Origin of the sequence: Kribbella pratensis (genome assembly GCF_004365355.1) — a bacterium.
Lineage (GTDB): Bacteria > Actinomycetota > Actinomycetes > Propionibacteriales > Kribbellaceae > Kribbella.
This window is the reverse complement of sequence record NZ_SODP01000001.1, coordinates 2,535,325-2,550,852: the sequence shown is the minus strand read 5'-3', so window position 1 is coordinate 2,550,852 and position 15,528 is coordinate 2,535,325. Positions and strand designations below refer to the sequence as shown.

At 69.4% G+C, this 15,528-nt stretch carries 18 protein-coding genes; 11 read left to right on the top strand and 7 right to left on the bottom strand.

The window, feature by feature from the left end:
* Window positions 1–10: 10 nt before the first annotated feature.
* From EV653_RS12055 to EV653_RS12025, 7 genes are all read left to right on the top strand, one after another.
* Entirely contained in the window at window positions 11–766 is a 756-nt protein-coding gene (locus EV653_RS12055; RefSeq protein WP_134101614.1) for an FAD:protein FMN transferase, read from the top strand.
* Window positions 766–1,422: a response regulator transcription factor gene (locus EV653_RS12050; RefSeq protein WP_134101611.1), complete on the top strand. Its 657-nt coding sequence runs from the start codon at window positions 766–768 to the stop codon at window positions 1,420–1,422. The genes EV653_RS12055 and EV653_RS12050 overlap by 1 nt, the downstream gene beginning before the upstream one ends.
* Window positions 1,419–2,651: a sensor histidine kinase gene (locus tag EV653_RS12045; RefSeq protein ID WP_134101608.1), complete on the top strand. Its 1,233-nt coding sequence runs from the start codon at window positions 1,419–1,421 to the stop codon at window positions 2,649–2,651. Before EV653_RS12050 ends, EV653_RS12045 begins: the two co-directional genes overlap by 4 nt.
* A gap of 23 nt (window positions 2,652–2,674) precedes the next feature.
* Window positions 2,675–4,096, top strand: a complete 1,422-nt coding sequence (locus EV653_RS12040) for a ferredoxin reductase family protein (RefSeq protein ID WP_134101606.1) — start codon at window positions 2,675–2,677, stop codon at window positions 4,094–4,096.
* Window positions 4,097–4,109: 13 nt separating this feature from the next.
* Window positions 4,110–4,646 (top strand): FMN-binding protein, encoded by a 537-nt coding sequence (locus EV653_RS12035; RefSeq protein WP_238159682.1) that lies wholly within the window; start codon window positions 4,110–4,112, stop codon window positions 4,644–4,646.
* Window positions 4,643–5,095, top strand: coding sequence for an FMN-binding protein (locus tag EV653_RS12030; protein WP_134101603.1), 453 nt, complete (start codon window positions 4,643–4,645; stop codon window positions 5,093–5,095). Before EV653_RS12035 ends, EV653_RS12030 begins: the two co-directional genes overlap by 4 nt.
* 73 nt (window positions 5,096–5,168) lie before the next feature.
* Window positions 5,169–5,663: a DUF2231 domain-containing protein gene (locus EV653_RS12025; protein ID WP_134101600.1), complete on the top strand. Its 495-nt coding sequence runs from the start codon at window positions 5,169–5,171 to the stop codon at window positions 5,661–5,663.
* A gap of 14 nt (window positions 5,664–5,677) precedes the next feature.
* Here the strand turns inward: EV653_RS12025 and EV653_RS12020 are convergent, their stop codons facing one another.
* A complete protein-coding gene (locus EV653_RS12020) occupies window positions 5,678–6,544 on the bottom strand; it encodes a universal stress protein (protein WP_166679368.1) in 867 nt (288 codons plus the stop codon).
* Between the two features lie 302 nt (window positions 6,545–6,846).
* On the opposite strand from EV653_RS12020, the gene EV653_RS12015 reads away from it, so the two are divergent.
* The 4 genes from EV653_RS12015 to EV653_RS12000 all read left to right on the top strand — a co-directional run bounded on the left by EV653_RS12015 (window position 6,847) and on the right by EV653_RS12000 (window position 9,418).
* A complete protein-coding gene (locus EV653_RS12015; protein ID WP_134101595.1) occupies window positions 6,847–7,758 on the top strand; it encodes a universal stress protein in 912 nt (303 codons plus the stop codon).
* Between the two features lie 14 nt (window positions 7,759–7,772).
* Window positions 7,773–8,312, top strand: a complete 540-nt coding sequence (locus tag EV653_RS12010) for a flavodoxin family protein (protein ID WP_202871560.1) — start codon at window positions 7,773–7,775, stop codon at window positions 8,310–8,312.
* The gene (locus EV653_RS12005) at window positions 8,312–8,563 is read left to right on the top strand and encodes an SHOCT domain-containing protein (protein WP_134101593.1); all 252 of its coding nucleotides are present in this window, start codon (window positions 8,312–8,314) and stop codon (window positions 8,561–8,563) included. Before EV653_RS12010 ends, EV653_RS12005 begins: the two co-directional genes overlap by 1 nt.
* A gap of 201 nt (window positions 8,564–8,764) precedes the next feature.
* Complete coding sequence (locus tag EV653_RS12000) at window positions 8,765–9,418, top strand: response regulator (RefSeq protein ID WP_134101590.1); 654 nt, start codon at window positions 8,765–8,767, stop codon at window positions 9,416–9,418.
* Between the two features lies 1 nt (window position 9,419).
* Here the strand turns inward: EV653_RS12000 and EV653_RS11995 are convergent, their stop codons facing one another.
* From EV653_RS11995 to EV653_RS11970, 6 genes are all read right to left on the bottom strand, one after another.
* Window positions 9,420–9,974 (bottom strand): flavodoxin domain-containing protein, encoded by a 555-nt coding sequence (locus EV653_RS11995; protein ID WP_134101587.1) that lies wholly within the window; start codon window positions 9,972–9,974, stop codon window positions 9,420–9,422.
* Entirely contained in the window at window positions 9,974–10,309 is a 336-nt protein-coding gene (locus EV653_RS11990) for a hypothetical protein (RefSeq protein WP_134101584.1), read from the bottom strand. Before EV653_RS11990 ends, EV653_RS11995 begins: the two co-directional genes overlap by 1 nt.
* Complete coding sequence (locus tag EV653_RS11985; protein WP_166679367.1) at window positions 10,306–11,277, bottom strand: Acg family FMN-binding oxidoreductase; 972 nt, start codon at window positions 11,275–11,277, stop codon at window positions 10,306–10,308. Before EV653_RS11985 ends, EV653_RS11990 begins: the two co-directional genes overlap by 4 nt.
* An 88-nt stretch (window positions 11,278–11,365) precedes the next feature.
* Entirely contained in the window at window positions 11,366–13,105 is a 1,740-nt protein-coding gene (locus EV653_RS11980; RefSeq protein ID WP_202871559.1) for a GAF domain-containing sensor histidine kinase, read from the bottom strand.
* Between the two features lie 36 nt (window positions 13,106–13,141).
* Window positions 13,142–13,585 (bottom strand): pyridoxamine 5'-phosphate oxidase family protein, encoded by a 444-nt coding sequence (locus EV653_RS11975; protein WP_134101579.1) that lies wholly within the window; start codon window positions 13,583–13,585, stop codon window positions 13,142–13,144.
* A 129-nt stretch (window positions 13,586–13,714) separates the two neighbouring features.
* On the bottom strand, window positions 13,715–15,406 hold the full coding sequence (locus EV653_RS11970) for a SulP family inorganic anion transporter (RefSeq protein WP_134101577.1): 1,692 nt from the start codon (window positions 15,404–15,406) through the stop codon (window positions 13,715–13,717).
* Between the last annotated feature and the right edge of the window lie 122 nt (window positions 15,407–15,528).

Genomic DNA, 15,528 nt, shown 5'->3' with positions numbered 1-15,528 from the left:
CGTTGCGGGCATGGTGTCGCGGCGGAGCTGGGTCGAGCAGATCATGGGGCTGCCGATCAGTGTGCTCGCTCGTGGAGACGGCGCTGATTCGGCCGAGGCGGAGGCTGCGGTGCGGGCGGTCTTTGCCGAACTGGTCGAGGTTGATCGCGTGTTCTCGCCGTACAAGGCCGACAGTGCGGTGAGCCTGCTGGCCCGGGGCGAGGTGGCTTGGGATCGTGTTGATCCGGTCGTGCGGGACGTTGCCGAGCGGTGCGATACCGCGCGGGAGCTGACCGGTGGCCTGTTCGACGCTCGAGTGCCCGGCGGCACGTGGGATCCTTCGGGGCTGGTGAAGGGGTGGTCGGTCGAGCGTGCCGGCGCGCGGTTGTGGGAGGTCGACGACGTGGACTGGTGCCTGAACGCGGGCGGTGACGTGCTCGTGGTGTGTCCGAGCGACGAGCCGTTCACCGTCGGCATCCAGGACCCGCGCGACCCGGGCCAGGTGCTTGCCACCGTGGCGCGGACCGCGGGAGCGGTGGCGACGAGTGGTACGGCGGCGCGCGGCGCGCACCTGTACGACTCGCGATCGGGTGATCCGGTGGAGACCCGGTGGGCGTCGGTGTCGGTGACCGGGCCGTCCTTGGAGTACGCCGACGTACTCGCCACGGCCGCGTTCGTTGCCGCGGACGACTGGCCCGAGGTCCTGGCGGTGTTGCCCGGCTACGAAGGTCTGGGGATCCTTGCCGACGGCAATCTCTTCGCGACTCCCGGCTGGGGAGGCCGGTGATGGCGAGGATCCTGCTGGTCGAGGACGACGCCGACCTGGCTGGTCTGCTCGAGCGGGTGCTCACCGACGAGGGGTACGACGTGACGCGGGCCGGCGACGGACATACCGGCCTGCACCTGGCGCTGACCCAGCCGGTCGACGCGATGATCGTCGATCGTGGTCTGCCGGCGGTGGAGGGTCTGGATCTGATCGCGCGGCTGCGCAGCCGTGGTGTCAGCACTCCGATCCTGGTGCTGTCTGCGCGCAGGACCACTGCGGACCGGGTCGAGGGACTGGATGCCGGAGCCGAGGACTACGTCACCAAGCCGTTCGAGTTGAGCGAGTTGCTCGCCCGCGTCCGCGCGTTGCTCCGGCGCCATCTGGATCACGCTGTCGAGCTCGCCGTACCAGGTGGTTGGCTCGATCTGGCAAGCCGCACAGTACGGCGCGATGACGGTGGGAGCGTGGAGTTGTCGGAGCGGGAGGCCGCGCTGCTCGGGTTGCTGGCGGCACGGCCCACGGCTGTGTTCAGCCGCGCCGACCTGCTCGATCGTGTCTTCGGCGAAGCGGAGTCGGAAACGGTCGTGGACACCTATGTGCACTACTGCCGGCGGAAGCTCGGGCGGGGTGTGATCAGCACGGTACGTGGCCTCGGTTACCGGTTGGGGAAGTCATGAGCGGACGGCCGATCGGTGACGAGGTGCTGGTCCGGCGCGCTGCCCGCGGTGTCGCCGTACAGGCTGCCGCGTTGGTCGCAGTGGCGATGCTGCTGTTGATCGCGCTGGTCACGCTGGTGTTCGTCCGCGGGCAGACGGGTGCGGCCGACGACCTGCTCCGGTCCGCGATCGCCACTGCGGACGACGTCGGTGATCCGCCTGCAGGCACCTGGCTGGTGATGACCGGTCCATCGGGCGCGGTCGCGTCGCCGGGGCTGCCGGACGAGCTTCTGCCCGAGCTCGCGTCGCTGCGGGCACGAGCCACTAGCCAGGTTCAGTTCATCACGGTGGAGAACGAGGAAGGCGAGTACCGCATCGCCACCGGTCTCACCAACGGCAAGCCGGTGCAGGCCGTCCTGAATCTGGCAACGGCTCACAAGGAGCGGACGCGTCTGCTGCAGGCGACCGGTTTCGCAGCGGTGCTCGGTCTGCTGCTGGCCGGACTGCTCGGCGTTCTGATCGGGCGACGTGCGGTGCGGCCACTCGCGCAGGCCTTGACGCTGCAGCGCGCGTTCGTCGCCGACGCCGGTCATGAGCTGCGTACGCCGTTGACGCTGCTGAGCACGCGAGCGCAGGTGCTGGGCCGGGCGTTGCGCCGCAGCGGTGCGAGCGCGGACGTGCTGGACGATGCTGACGGCGTGGTCGACGACACCCGCCGGCTGGCCGAGGTGGTCGACGATCTGCTGGCTGCGGCGGACCCGCGGAGCGCCGCGGAGTACGAACCGGTTGACCTGGTCGATGTTGCCCGGGGCGTGGCCGACACCGCGGGGGCGCACGCCGAGCAGGCCGGCGTACGGCTGAGTTGGGACAGTGATCGTGACTCTGCGCCTGCCCTTGGATCACCCAGCGCGATCAGGCGCGCCACGATCGCCCTCGTCGACAATGCGATCGACCACACGCCACGCGACGGCGCGGTGCGGATCACGGTACGGCGGCAGCGTGGCGAGGTGATCCTCGCGGTCAGTGACACGGGTCCCGGGATCGGCCCGGAGGCGGCGCAGCGGGTCCTCCGAAGGTTCGACTCGGGCGGCCACCGTGCCGGGCGGCCACACTACGGGCTCGGGCTGGCCCTCGCGCACGACGTGGCGAACCGGCTCGGCGGTCGGCTCCGGCTGGCGCCGAGCGAGGTCGGGGCGACGTTCGAGCTCGTGCTGCCCGCGCTCGAGAATGCCGGTCCAAGGAACGGCTAAGAATCGGCGGTCATCGTCGGAGCATGACGTACCGCGATTCCACGCCGGCCGTGAACCGGCCGCGGATCGCGCATGTACGCCGCCGGCCGCGCCGTACGCCGTCCTGGTGGCGCGACGTCGCCGGAGTGCTTTGCTGGGCGAGCGTGCTGGTCGTGATCGCACTGTGGGTGTCCGGACGCGGCCTGCAATTGCTCGCGAGCGGACCGGCTGACCTGTTCACGTCGCTGGGCCGGCTGTCCGGACTGGTCGCTGCGGACCTGTTGTTGGTGCAGGTGTTCCTGATGGCCAGAGTGCCGATGATCGAGCGGAGCTACGGTCAGGACGAGTTGGCGCGCCGCCACCGGCTGGTCGGTTTCTGGTCGTTCAACCTCCTGCTGGTGCACATCGCGTTGATCCTCGTCGGGTACACGCTGCGCGATCACGACAATCTGGTCCGGGAGACGTGGAACGTTGTCACGACGTACGGCGGGATGCTGCTGGCCGCCGCGGCGAGCGTGGCGCTCACGTTGGTCGTCGTCACGTCACTGCGGGCGGCGCGGAAGGCGTTGCGGTACGAGTCGTGGCACCTGCTGCACCTGTACGCGTACATCGGGGTCGGGCTGTCCATACCGCATGAGATCTGGACCGGTGCGGACTTCACCTCCTCGCGGATGGCGCGCCTGTACTGGTGGTCGGCGTACGGGGTGGCCCTCGGTGCGATCGTGCTGTTCCGGTTCGCGCTGCCGTTGTGGCGGACGTTGCGGCACGGGCTGACCGTGCGCGAGGTGGTCCACGAGGCGCCTGGCGTGGTGACGGTGCTGCTCGGCGGGCGTGGGCTGCATCGGATGCCGGTCCGGGCCGGGCAGTACTTCGTCTTCCGGTTCCTCGACGGTCCGGGATGGTCACGGGGCAACCCGTACTCGTTGTCGGCGTCCCCGGCGCCGGACCGGCTCCGGGTGACCGCCAAAGCGGCCGGTGACGGCAGCAGTCGCCTGGCGCGGCTGCGGCCCGGCACACGGGTCGCCGTTGAGGGTCCCTACGGCCGGCTGACCGCCGAGCGGCGGGTGACCGACCGGGTGGCGATGTTTGCCTGCGGCATCGGTATCACGCCGCTGCGCGCTCTGCTGGAGGAGCTGGACTATCGGCCGGGCGACGCGGTCCTCGTCTACCGGGCGCACAGCGCCGAGGACCTGGTGTTCCGCGACGAGCTGGAACAGCTCGCGGTGCGACGCGGGATCACCCTGCAGTACGTGCTCGGGCCTCGGCAGCGGAAGCGCGTGTCGTGGCTTCCGGAGAGCGCGAAGACCTGGTCCGACGCGGATGCGATGTGGGATCTCGTGCCCGGGATCGAGCGGTACGACGTCTATGTCTGCGGTCCGGACCAGTGGATGGACGCAGTGTGTGCGGCTGCGCTCGAGCTCGGGCTGCCGGCCAACCAGTTGCATCAGGAGCGGTTCTCGTGGTGAAGGGAGTGCGTGCGTGAGGCGTGGGATCAAGCTGCTGATGACGGTGGCGACCACGGCGGTGGTCGCCGTCGCGTTCCGAGCGAGCGTCCAGCCGCAACACCCGGTCAGTGGATCTGCCGCAGTGGTCAGCTCCGAGCCACCGGGGCAGACGTCCGGCCGTGTCTCGCCACCGTCGAGCAGGAGCCGCGCACGAACCTCTGCGCCGCGGCCCAAGCCGACAGCCCACACCTCGACCCCACAACCGACGAGACCAGCTGCCACGTCGGTTGTCGTGGCAGGTGGCGTCGTCGACACGCAGTACGGCCCGGTGCAGGTCGGGATCACTGTGCGCGGCGGGCGGATCAGCAAGGTGCACACTCTGCAACACCCGAGCGGTGACGGGCAGACGGACCAGATCAACGGCTACGCGGTACCCCAGCTCAACCAGGAGACGATGGCCGCACAGAGCGCGCAGATCGACACGGTGTCGGGAGCAACCTTCACCTCGGAGGGCTATCGCCAGTCACTGCAGTCCGCACTGGACGCCGCGCACAAGGCCGGAGCGCGATGACGGCGCATTCGGAGCGGCTGCGGCGCAATCTCCTGGTCGGCGGAGGAACCGGCGTACTGCTCGTCGTGCTCTTCCTGTTTCCGACGAGCCGGAACCACGTCTCGAGCCGGCCCGTTGTGACGGCGACGCCCGGCGTTGTCAGCACGTCGTCGGGGACCGGCGATCTGACGGCGAACGGTACGTCGGAAGGCACGCGGTACGGGCCGGTGCAGGTGCGGATCACGATCCGGAGCCACCGGCTGGTCGGTGTGAACGCACTGGTGTATCCGTCGTCCGGCGGCCGCGACCGCGAGATCAGCTCGTTCGCGCTACCTCAGCTGGAGCAGGAGGCGATCTCCGCACAGAGCGCCCACATCGACACGGTGTCAGGGGCAACGTTCACCTCGGACGGCTACCGCCGTTCGCTGCAGTCAGCCTTGGACGCCGCACACTTCCGGGCCGCCGGCTGAGGCTTTCCAAGAATTCCCCAAGATCGCGCTGCCAGCCTGGGCGTTCCGAACCGCTCCGACCTGAAGGAACGTGATGCAGACAGTCAACGGGCTCCCCGCCCACGTCCTCCTCGTGCACGCCATCGTGGTTCTGCTACCGCTGTCCGCGGCCCTCCTGGCGCTCACCGCGCTGTGGCCCGCGGCCAGGCGCCGGCTCGCCGGTCCGAACGCGATCCTGTCGCTGCTGGTGGTTGTGTTGGTGCCGATCACGACGAGTGCCGGCGAGTGGCTGGAGCACCGACTGACACCCACCCCGCTCATCCACCGGCACACCGAGCTCGGCGACACGGCCATCTACGCGGCGGTCGCGGTGGCGGCCGTGCTGGCAGTCCTCGTGTGGTGGCGACAGCGCGAGAGCGGCGGACGGACGCCGGCCAAGCGCACCTTTCTCGCGCCGGCCTCGGGTGCGGTCACCGCAACGCTGACGGTCGTCGCCGTGCTGGTCTCGGCCGCGGCCGTGTACGACGTCGTACGCATCGGCGACTCCGGCGCGAAGGCGAGCTGGAACGACTGGGCCGCACACCGCTGACGCATTCCGGGAGGTCAGAACTCCGGGTGATGGATGACGGCGACCGGGCACTGTGAGTGGTAGAGCAGCCCGCGGGCGACCGACCCCATCCGCAGCTCGGAGAATGCGGTCCGGCCGACGCCTCCGACGACGACCAGGTCCGCGTCCTTGGACTCGCGGGACAGGACGAGGACGGGGTGGTCGGTGACGCCACGATGCTGGATCGGGACGTCGGGGTACTTCACGGTCCAGCCCTCGAGGGTGTCGGTCAGCAACTCGTCGGCAGTGTCGATCCACGGCTGCTGACTCTGGTCGAACCAGTTGTTTGGATCCGGATAGTTCTGGCGTACCTCGATCGCGTGGACGCCGTGAATCTCGGCGTCGGTCGCGTCGGCCAGCTCGAAGGCGAATCGGAGCGCGTCCTGGCATTCCGGGGATCCGTCGATGCCGACGACGATGCGCCCGTGCCGAGGCGCCGCGGGGTCCCAGGTGTCGGGTACGACGATCAGCGGGACCGCGGTCGCGAGCGCCGTACATGCCTGCGAGGTGGACCCGAGGACGAGCTCGGCGAAGCCGCCCATGCCGCGCCGGCCGACGACCAGCGCCTGCGATCGCTCGGCGAGCTGCAGGAGAACCTGGGCCGGATGCCCGTGCCGCACTTCGAGTGACGCGCTCCCGAACCCGATCCGCTCGAGTTCCTGGAGCGCGTCGTCGATCACCTCCGTGCCGTCATCCGGTTCGGTCGGCAGCGGACCGACGGGCACCGGACGCTCGTCGTCCATCACGTACACCGCGTGCAGCGACGCTCCGTGCAACACGGCGTACGACGCCGCCCAGGTGAGCGCGATCAGTCCGTCACGCGATCCGTCGATCCCGACCAGCACAGGCAGTTCGGTAGACATGGAAACCTCCCGGGGCTCGTCTTCCATCATCCGGCCGCGGCGGGAGGGCAGGCAGCGGCATACGGCCTGGGTTCCGCAGGACGTTTGGTCCTGCGCGTGAGGTGACAACGGCTCTGACCGTTGTCGTCGCGAGCGGTGAGGATCGAGGTGTCGGAAACCAGTGAAAGGACGACACCATGAGTGCCACGCAGCACCGGCAGAACTTCCAGGCTCCGGGGATCGAGCTGCGGTGACCTGATCCGTCCTGGACCACGCGACGTGCCCGCCGGCCGTCGTCCCTGCGCAATCCTGAGGTGAGAACAATGAGTGACTGGAACCGGACCGGACCCGTCGTGGTCGAGGTCGACGGAAGCGCGGAGAACCGTCGTGTGGTGGACTATGCATCCGCCGAAGCGCTTCGGGTGGGTGCGGAGCTGGTTCTCGTCGCTCCGTACTCGGCGCACGGCTCGTACTCGCCGATGATGCCGGGGTACGCCCCGAAGTCGCCGGCCGAGCTGGCCGACGAAGCGGTCCGGGCCGCGGTCGCACATGTGCGTCACCATGACGGGTACGCGACCGAGCTGGCCGCGGTCACCGAGGAGGGCTCGCGGCTGCGGGTTCTGGCCCAGGCAGCGCGGAAGGCGCGGATGCTGGTGGTCGGAAGATCGCGCAGCCGCGGTCCGCAGCGGCTGGTGCACACCCAGGCCAACCTCACGCTGGCCGCCCGCGCCGGCTGCCCTGTGGTCGTCGTGCCGATGTCGTGGAAGGCCTGCCTGGCCGACCGGAAGGTTGCCGTCGGCATCGATGGTACGGCGTTGTCGAGCGAGGCACTTGAGTTCGCCTTCGGCGTCGCGGCCGGGCGCGAAGGCGACCTGATCGTCGTCCATGCCGGAGCGCCGTCCGAGCCCGCCTGCTCCGACGAGGATCCGGAGTGCTCCTGGCTCAGCCGGGCGGACTACATGTTGTCCGAGACCCTGGCGCCGTGGACCAGCCGGTTCCCGGCCGTCCAGGTCACGCGTTTCCTGAGCAGTCGGCAGCCTGCGGCCGCCCTCGTGCACGAGAGCGCCGACGTCGGTCTGGTCGTTGTCGGCGCGCACAGCGGCGCGTTGTCGAACGACCCGGTCGCCCGGCGCTCGGTCGCTGCGATGACGTGTCCGATCGCGATCGTGCCCCACCACCTGACAGACACGGAACGGGCCGGCCTGCACGCGCAGACCGCCGTACCGACGCATTGATCGGAGGCAACACCATGTCCGGGACAGTTCGTGCGCTGATCGTGTACGAGTCCATGTTCGGCAACACCGAGCGGATCGCGCGCGCGATCCGCGACGGTCTTCGGCAGTACGTGCCGGCCGAGACGGTCGCCGTGAATCAGGCGCCCAGCGCCGTACCCGAGGGGGTTCGGTTGCTGGTCGTCGGAGGACCGACGCACGCGTTCTCGATGAGCCGCTTGTCCACCCGTCAGGAGGCGTTCAAGCAGGGCGACCTGGTGACGCCGATCGACGTCGGCATCCGTGAGTGGTTGGCGGCGCTGGAGCCCGCCGGACGCGCGGACGCGCCACAGGCGGCGACGTTCGACACCCGGATCGCCAAGGTACGCCGGTTGCCGGGATCGGCGGCACGGTCGGCGGCAAAGGTCCTGCGCCGGATGGGTTTCCGGCTGCTGAGCACGGACAGCTTCTTCGTGAACGAGACGACCGGCCCGATCCGGGACGTCGAGATCGAACGTGCGCAGCGGTGGGGCGAGGAACTCGGCCGGCTGCTCACCAGTTCGGCCAAGGTCGCCTGATGATGCACTCCACGGCGGGCACCCTGTTCTGGTCGATGACGCTGCCGGTCCTGTGGATCCTGGTCCTGGGCGGCTCGGTGTGGGCCGCGGTCCGGCTGATTCGTCATCCCGGTCACCAGGCAGGTCGGCAGCCGCCGAGCCTGCCGTCGCCGCTGGAGATCCTCGAGCGCCGTTTCGTCGCCGGCGAGATCGGTCGCGAGGACTTCGATGAAGCTCGCGCCCGCCTCCGCGAGCACGAGCTGGACATATGAACCCAACAGACGGAGGGACTCACCGGACCGGTGAGCCCCTCCGTCCCGTCGTGGGGAGGTTCGGAAGTCCCGGACCGCCGGCCTGCCGAAGGTCCCGGAGAGCCCGGGACCCTGGTCCCTGGCGGGTAGCGTGGTCGCGGCGAGATGCTGGGGCGAGCGCTCGACCGGGCGGGTACGGCGCGTGACACCAAGGAGACGGTGATGACGATCAAGGTGTTCCTGCTCGACGACCACGAAGTGGTCCGGCTGGGACTGCACCAGCTGCTCGACGCGGAGCCCGACATCGAGGTCGTCGGCGATGCGGGGACGGCTGCGGAAGCGATCGCGCGGATCCCCGCCGTACGTCCCGATGTCGCCGTCCTGGATGTGCGGCTACCCGACGGCGACGGCATCACCGTCTGCCGGGAGGTCCGTTCGCAGATGGATGAGCCGCCCGCCTGTCTGATGCTGACGTCGTTCTCCGACGACGAGGCGCTGTTCACCGCGATCATGGCCGGCGCCGCCGGATATCTGCTGAAGCAGATCCACGGTCAGGCGTTGGTCGATGCCGTACGCCGTCTCGCGGCCGGCGAATCGCTGCTGGACCCGTCGATGACCGCCAAGGTCCTGGATCGTCTGCGCCATCCGGTCGAGGCGGAGGACCCGAGGTACGCGACGTTGACCGAGCAGGAACGCCGGATCCTGGCCGAGATCGCCGAAGGCAAGACCAACCGCCAGATCGCCCAGTCGCTGTTCCTGGCCGAGAAGACCGTGAAGAACTACGTCTCCTCCCTGCTACGCAAGCTCAACCTCGAACGCCGGACCGAAGCCGCCGTCTTCGCGATCGAGCACACGAAGAATCACCCGCAGGGCTGACTCAGCCGAGGAAGTTCCCGGCTGGTGGCGTGGCGACAGGCCGATGCCAGCTGCTGCGTTCCGTGGCGTCGAGGGCCGCGCTGATGTCGGCGGCCCAGGCGCGGACCTTGACCCAGTCGCGCGAGTCGCCGGCCAGGTCGCCGGCCGCGAGACGACGGGCCAGGAAGCCTTTGGCGGTGGCACGTTCGAGACGGCCCGGGAAGGTCACCGCGGGCGTCGCGCCGATCTTGTGCGCCAGGTGCCGAACGGCCGGTGGCATCGTCTCGTCCTGATCCTTGTCGGGGCCGACAGGGCCGCTGTGGAACAACCACACCTGGCGTGCGCGAAGCTCGTCGACGTGGTGCCGCAGGAACCGCACAGCCTCCTTCCGCCAGCGCCGGATGTACAGCGCGCTGCCGACCACGACAGCGTCGTACGGCTCGATGCCCTTCACGGTGGTGACGTCGAGGACATCCACGTCGTGCCCATGGTTGCGCAGTTCGTCGCCGATCACCTCGGCGATGTCTGCGGTCGCACCCATCTTGCTGGCGTAGGCGACCAGCACTTTCTTGGCCATCAGAGCCTCCTGGCAGCGACTCGGGTCAGGGAGCGCAGTGCGGCGACCTTCTGCGCGACCTCGAGGTACGAGTCGGGCGGATGAACTGTCCTGTACAGGTCGTCACGGAGCACTTCGAGGGCGTCGAGCAGTTGCTCGATCTCGGTGACGATCACCTTGTCGGGCGGTTGCCGCGAGGTCAGTGCCGGGACGATGTGCGCGCGGAAGGCGGTGATCGTGTGCAGAGCTTCGGCCAGGCGCCGCTCCTCGAGGAACCAGTCGTTGTACTGGCTGGCTTCGGCGATGTTCTCGAGGTCGGCCTCCCAGCGGTCGACCTCCTCGCGCAGTGCGGTCATGACTCCTCCTTCGGCAGGAAGTCGGCGACCGGTCGCCGAGCGGTGCCGCTGTGGCTCCGGCTGCGGCCGAATCGGATGATCATGTGGGCATGGCCCGGTCGCTCGGTCAGGCGCTGCACTTTCCTGCGCAACTCGTCGAACTCGAGCGGCTGGTTGAGGAAGGACGCGCTGACGCCGGCCCGGGTCGCGGCCAGCAGCACGCGCTCGAGGGCGGCACCGGCGGTGACCTGGTCGGCCGGTTCGTCGAAGTCGGTGGAGAGTACGGCGAGCTCGGGGTGCTCCTCGAACCGTCGCTCGTCGCGGAGCCGATCGGCCGGCCGGGTACCCATGTCCCGCACAGCCGCGGGATAACTGGTCGATCGCGGTCCGAGGGCCGCGCTGGGCACACCGTCGGCGACACGATCGCCGCCGACCCAATGGGCGCGTTCGGCCCGCCGGTGCCAGTCGTGAACCTCGCGCAGGTCGCTCTCGAGCACCAGATCGAGGACGGCGTGAACCTCGCTGTCGCCGAGCCAGGTGAGCTGGGCGCCCTCGCCGTACGCCGCCTGCATGAGCTTGACCCGCACGTCGTCGGCCAGCGGCGTGGCGTCGGCCGGGTGGCGGTCGGTGTGGCGGTACGGGATCTGCGCGGCCAGGTCACACAGTTCGTCGTTGCGGGCCTCGGTGGGCTCGATGACGATGCGGGCCAGCAGATCGGGTTCCTCCGGGTACGGTGCCAGCCCGAACCAGGTGCCGTACCCGAGGGTCTCGGCCGCACACCGCAGGTTGAACGCCGCGGCGCCGGCGGCGATCCGCATCGCCCGGCCGGTCGGGTCCTCGGCGGGCAGCTTGCGCGATCCGTCCACGAAGATGTCGATCACGCGGCCGTCGACCTCGAACCGCCACGGCTGGGTGTTGTGCATGCTCGGCGCGGCGATGGCCGCCGCGAGCAGGACCTCTACGTCCTCGGTCGGCAGTTGCTCGGACACTGGGGGCTCCTCCCACTGGTTCTCCCTTTCAGGTTCGCCGGTGAGAGGCAGCTTGCGCCGCGGGCAAGAGTCCCGACTTGCCGGGCCGTTAGTCAGTTGGTGCGGTGAGTTCCACGACGGTGCCGTGCGGTTGGTTGTCGCGGACGCGCACGGTGCCTCCGAGCGCCTGCGCACGCTCGGTCAGGTTGCGCAGGCCGCTCCTGCGGGTGCTGGCGCGGATGCCGGTGCCGTCGTCGGAGATTCGCGCGACGACGTGCCCGCCGTCAACGGTGATCTCGACGGTCACCTCTGATGCTTGGGCATGGCGGACGACGTTCGACAATGATTCCCGCACGGTGGCGAGGATCTGCGGTCGTACCGCTGCGGGGACGACGGTGTCGATCGGGCCGGTGCAGATCAGCTTGGGCCGGAAGCTCAGCGGCTCGGAGTACTCCGCGACGAGCGTCTGCACGTCACTCCGCAGCGAGCTGGAATCGGGAGTCTGCTGGAGCTCGAAGATCGCGGCCCGGAGGTCGTGGATGGTGGCGTCGATGTCCTCGACCGCGCGGCTGAGTCGTTGCTGATGCTCGGGCCGGACGAGTCGGTGCATGCCTTGCAGTTGCAGGCCGGTCGCGAACAGCCGTTGGATCACCAGGTCATGCAGGTCGCGGGCGATCCGGTCACGGTCCTCGAGTACGGCGAGCATGTCGCGGTCCCGTTGCGCCCGCGCACGGTCGAGGGCGAGGGTGGCCTGCCCGGCGAACATCCGCACCAGGCCGGCGCCTTCGGCGACGCGGGAGTTCGCGCCCTGCTCGACGGCGACAGCCAGCAGGCCGCCGGTGCCGGTATTACCGGGAGGCAGCGGGGCCATCGTGGTCCGCGCGAGCGTGACGCCCTCGGGGAACTCGGACAGCCCGCCGCCGTCCTTCAGGAACTGCGCGAGGTCCTCGATCACGATCTGCTCGCCGGTGCCTGACGTGGCGCGGCCGATGACCGGCAGGTCGGCGGGGATGCGGCGTCCGACGTACCGGGTGAACTGCGGCGGACCGTCGACGGCGCGAACGACCAGCTCGTCGCCGTCGGCAAGCAGTACGGCGGCGACCTGGGCGCCGGAGACCTCGCAGGAGCGCTTCGCGATGAGTCGCAGCGCCTGGTCGGTGTCGAAGTCGCCGAGCATCAGCTGGGTGATCTCCGCGGTGACCTCGTGCCAGCGCCGGCGTTGCTCGGTATCGGCGTACAGCCGGGCGTTGTCGATCACGACGCCGGCGGCGGTGGCCAGGGCCGTGACGGTGTGTTCGTCGTCCTCGGTGAAGTCTGCGCCGCCGGTCTTCTCGGTCAGGTAAAGGTTGCCGAAGGCGTGTTCGCGGGTGCGGATCGGGACGCCGAGGAAGCTCTTCATCGGCGGGTGGTTGTTCGGGAAGCCGTACGACCTGGGGTGCTGGGCGAGGTCGTGGAGGCGGATCGGTTCGGGGTGTTCGATCAGGAGTCCGAGGATGCCGTGGCCTTCGGGGTACGGGCCGATGGCGGCGATCTCCTGGTCGGTCACGCCGTGGGTGATGAAGCGGACGAGCCGTTTGCCGTCGGGGCCGACGACGCCGAGTGCGCCGTACCGGGCTCCGGCGAGTTCGCAGGCGGCGGTGACGATGCGGTCCAGGGTGCTGTTCAGGTCGAGGTCCGCGCCGATGCCGACGACTGCGTCGAGGAGGGCCCGCAGGCGTTCCTGGTAGTCCATGATCTCGTCGACGCGTCCGAGCAGTTCCTGCAGCAGGGCATCGAGGCGCACGCGGGACAGACCGGCGTACTCCAGCGCCCCCTCGTCCCAGCTACCCCGCCCCGCCCCATCGGCCACACGACAACCCTACGCATCGTCATCGGGTGCTGTGAACTATTGCGATCGAGGACGCTGAGCCCAAGGAAGCAGCCGGCGGCCCTCGACAGACTCGATGCCGAGGCGGACAAGTTGCGGGTCGTCCATCGGAAGCCACGAGTGCAAGGGCAGCCGGTGCCGCAGCTCGGCGCCCTCGTCGGCCGAGACGACCGACAGGTGCCCGATAGCCGTCACAGTCCAACCCACGTGACGCTCGAGATCCGTGTCGTCGGCCTCGAACGCGACCACATCGCCCCGCTCGGCCGCCCGGAACTTTTCGCCCTCACCCGTGTTCAACACGATCGTGTCGTCGTCGAGCACGAAGTTCACCAACCGGATCGCCGGCAGACCGGCGTACGTGTAGACCAGCCGCCCGAGCGGAACCGACGCGAGCAACCGCAGACAATCCGCGGCGCTGAGGATCTGCAGCCGGGACCTGTCGAACTGTTGCACGGTGCTCATGGTGCGCCTCCAGACAGCGGACACAACCGTCCACCCGTCCACAGTCAGCTGCCGGCAGCCGTGCCAGTAGGGCCAAAAGTCCCTACCTTCCGGACACCCTCCCGGCCAACCCCTACACCCCTTACCCGCTTACCGATCCGGGACATCGCCGCGATGGCCGACCGCCCAGGTCTCCGCTTCGTTGAGTGCCTTTGCGGTCGATTCCCCGACCAGCTCGCTGGCCTCGAAGACCCGGACCGGTCCGGAGACGTCCACCCGGTCGGTACGACGCAGCAGCTCGGCAAGGCCGTGGTCGACGCCGCTGAGGTACAGCCGGCCGCCTACCGCGTGCAGGGCGGCGGCGTAGTCGGCCAGAACCTTCACGAAGGTTGCACCGACTGCCGTCCGGCCACGAAGCCGGAGTACGACGGCGGGTGCCTCGGCGCCGGCCGGATCGGGCAGGTGGACACCGAGAGTGCGGGAACCCGCGTAGAGCAGGCTGCCGTACACGTCGAGCACAATCGTCTGATGGCTCGACAGCACCTCGGGTGCCGGGTGCTCGATCCACCGGCCGTCGCCGGCCGGCTTCAGTTCGACGACCTTGAGATCCATCGCTCCCTGGTTGAGCTGGAGCAGCAGCGACAGCGTCACGCCGATTCCGACGGCGGCGGCGACCGGAAGGAACAAGGTCGCGAAGAAGGTCGAGACGATCGCGATCTGCGACGTCGGGCCGGTGCGCAGGATCGTCCTCAGTTCGCCCGGCCGGAGCGAACCGGCGGCCGCGAAGACGAGTACTGCGGCCAGGGTCGGCATCGCGACAAGGCCGACCACGCCGGAGAAGGCCGCGAGGATGACCAGCATCCACAGTCCTGAAAAGATCGCGGCCCATCTGGTGCGGCCGCCGACTGCCTGGTTGAGGGCGGTCTGGCCGACGGAACCGCCGACCGGTTGACCGCGGAAGAACCCGGCCGCGAGGTTGCCGACGCCCTGGGCGATGAAGTCCCGGTTCGGGTTCGAGACGGTTGCGTCGCGGTTGGGTGCGGCTTCGGCGACCCCACTGCCCTGGACGAGAACGATGGCTGCGACGGCCAGCGCGCCGGTCACCAGTGAGAACGACAACAGCCCGAGGCTCGGGAGGTGCGGCAGCGGAACACCGCGCGGAATCTGCCCGACGTCCTCCACCCGTGCCACCGAATCGGCGCCGACGATCATCACGATCGCGGTCGGGACAACCAGCGCGACCAGTGCGCTCACCGCCCGAAGCCTCGTCCGGGACAGGCCGAAGAGGATTCCGAGGGCCGTCAGCCCGGCCAGCAGGGATGCGACGTCGATCCGCGACGGATGGAGTACGACGTCCAGCGCCTTGGCCAGCGGGAATTCTCCACTGGCCTGCGCGCCGGTGAGGTCGGGGATCTGGCCGAAGAAGATGTTGGCCGAGATCCCGGTCAGGAAGCCGATCATGACCGAGTGCGACACGAACCGCGTGTAACGCCCCAGCCGTGCGATCCCCGCCAGGACCATCACCACGCCGGCGATGATCGTCAGCAGGACCAGGGCATCCGGCCGGTCTCCAGGTTCCACCCGTTCCAGTGCCGACCCGGCCGCCAGCGACGCCGCCGTGGTCGTGGTGATCACCATCAGCCGGGTACTTGACGTCAGCCCGCCCGCGACCGGACCGGCGAAACTCGCATACAGGCCATGGATCGGGTTCACCCCGACGAGTACCGCGCACGCCATGCCGTCCGGCACGCTGCTGATCGCGCCCGGCAGACCGGCGACCACATCGGCACGCAGGTCCGGCCGCTCCGACCGCAGGTAACGGAGTACGGGATGTGCGCCCACGTCGGGGTGCCTCCTTCACGAGGGCCTGTCCCGGCGCGGTCCGTCGGTGCCGCGTCCGCTCCGGAGGACTCTCAGGACGAGCACTCCGCACGCCAAGACTGGTTGTCGAGCGTAGGGACCGG

Excerpts from the sequence above, each read along its gene's own strand:
- EV653_RS12055 (WP_134101614.1), top strand. The coding sequence starts at position 11 with ATGGTGTCGCGGCGGAGCTGGGTCGAGCAGATCATGGGGCTGCCGATC.
- EV653_RS12050 (WP_134101611.1), top strand. The coding sequence starts at position 766 with ATGGCGAGGATCCTGCTGGTCGAGGACGACGCCGACCTGGCTGGTCTG.
- EV653_RS12045 (WP_134101608.1), top strand. The coding sequence starts at position 1,419 with ATGAGCGGACGGCCGATCGGTGACGAGGTGCTGGTCCGGCGCGCTGCC.
- EV653_RS12040 (WP_134101606.1), top strand. The coding sequence starts at position 2,675 with ATGACGTACCGCGATTCCACGCCGGCCGTGAACCGGCCGCGGATCGCG.
- EV653_RS12030 (WP_134101603.1), top strand. The coding sequence starts at position 4,643 with ATGACGGCGCATTCGGAGCGGCTGCGGCGCAATCTCCTGGTCGGCGGA.
- EV653_RS12025 (WP_134101600.1), top strand. The coding sequence starts at position 5,169 with ATGCAGACAGTCAACGGGCTCCCCGCCCACGTCCTCCTCGTGCACGCC.
- EV653_RS12020 (WP_166679368.1), bottom strand. The coding sequence starts at position 6,544 with ATGTCTACCGAACTGCCTGTGCTGGTCGGGATCGACGGATCGCGTGAC.
- EV653_RS12015 (WP_134101595.1), top strand. The coding sequence starts at position 6,847 with ATGAGTGACTGGAACCGGACCGGACCCGTCGTGGTCGAGGTCGACGGA.
- EV653_RS12010 (WP_202871560.1), top strand. The coding sequence starts at position 7,773 with ATGTCCGGGACAGTTCGTGCGCTGATCGTGTACGAGTCCATGTTCGGC.
- EV653_RS12005 (WP_134101593.1), top strand. The coding sequence starts at position 8,312 with ATGATGCACTCCACGGCGGGCACCCTGTTCTGGTCGATGACGCTGCCG.
- EV653_RS12000 (WP_134101590.1), top strand. The coding sequence starts at position 8,765 with ATGACGATCAAGGTGTTCCTGCTCGACGACCACGAAGTGGTCCGGCTG.
- EV653_RS11995 (WP_134101587.1), bottom strand. The coding sequence starts at position 9,974 with ATGGCCAAGAAAGTGCTGGTCGCCTACGCCAGCAAGATGGGTGCGACC.
- EV653_RS11990 (WP_134101584.1), bottom strand. The coding sequence starts at position 10,309 with ATGACCGCACTGCGCGAGGAGGTCGACCGCTGGGAGGCCGACCTCGAG.
- EV653_RS11975 (WP_134101579.1), bottom strand. The coding sequence starts at position 13,585 with ATGAGCACCGTGCAACAGTTCGACAGGTCCCGGCTGCAGATCCTCAGC.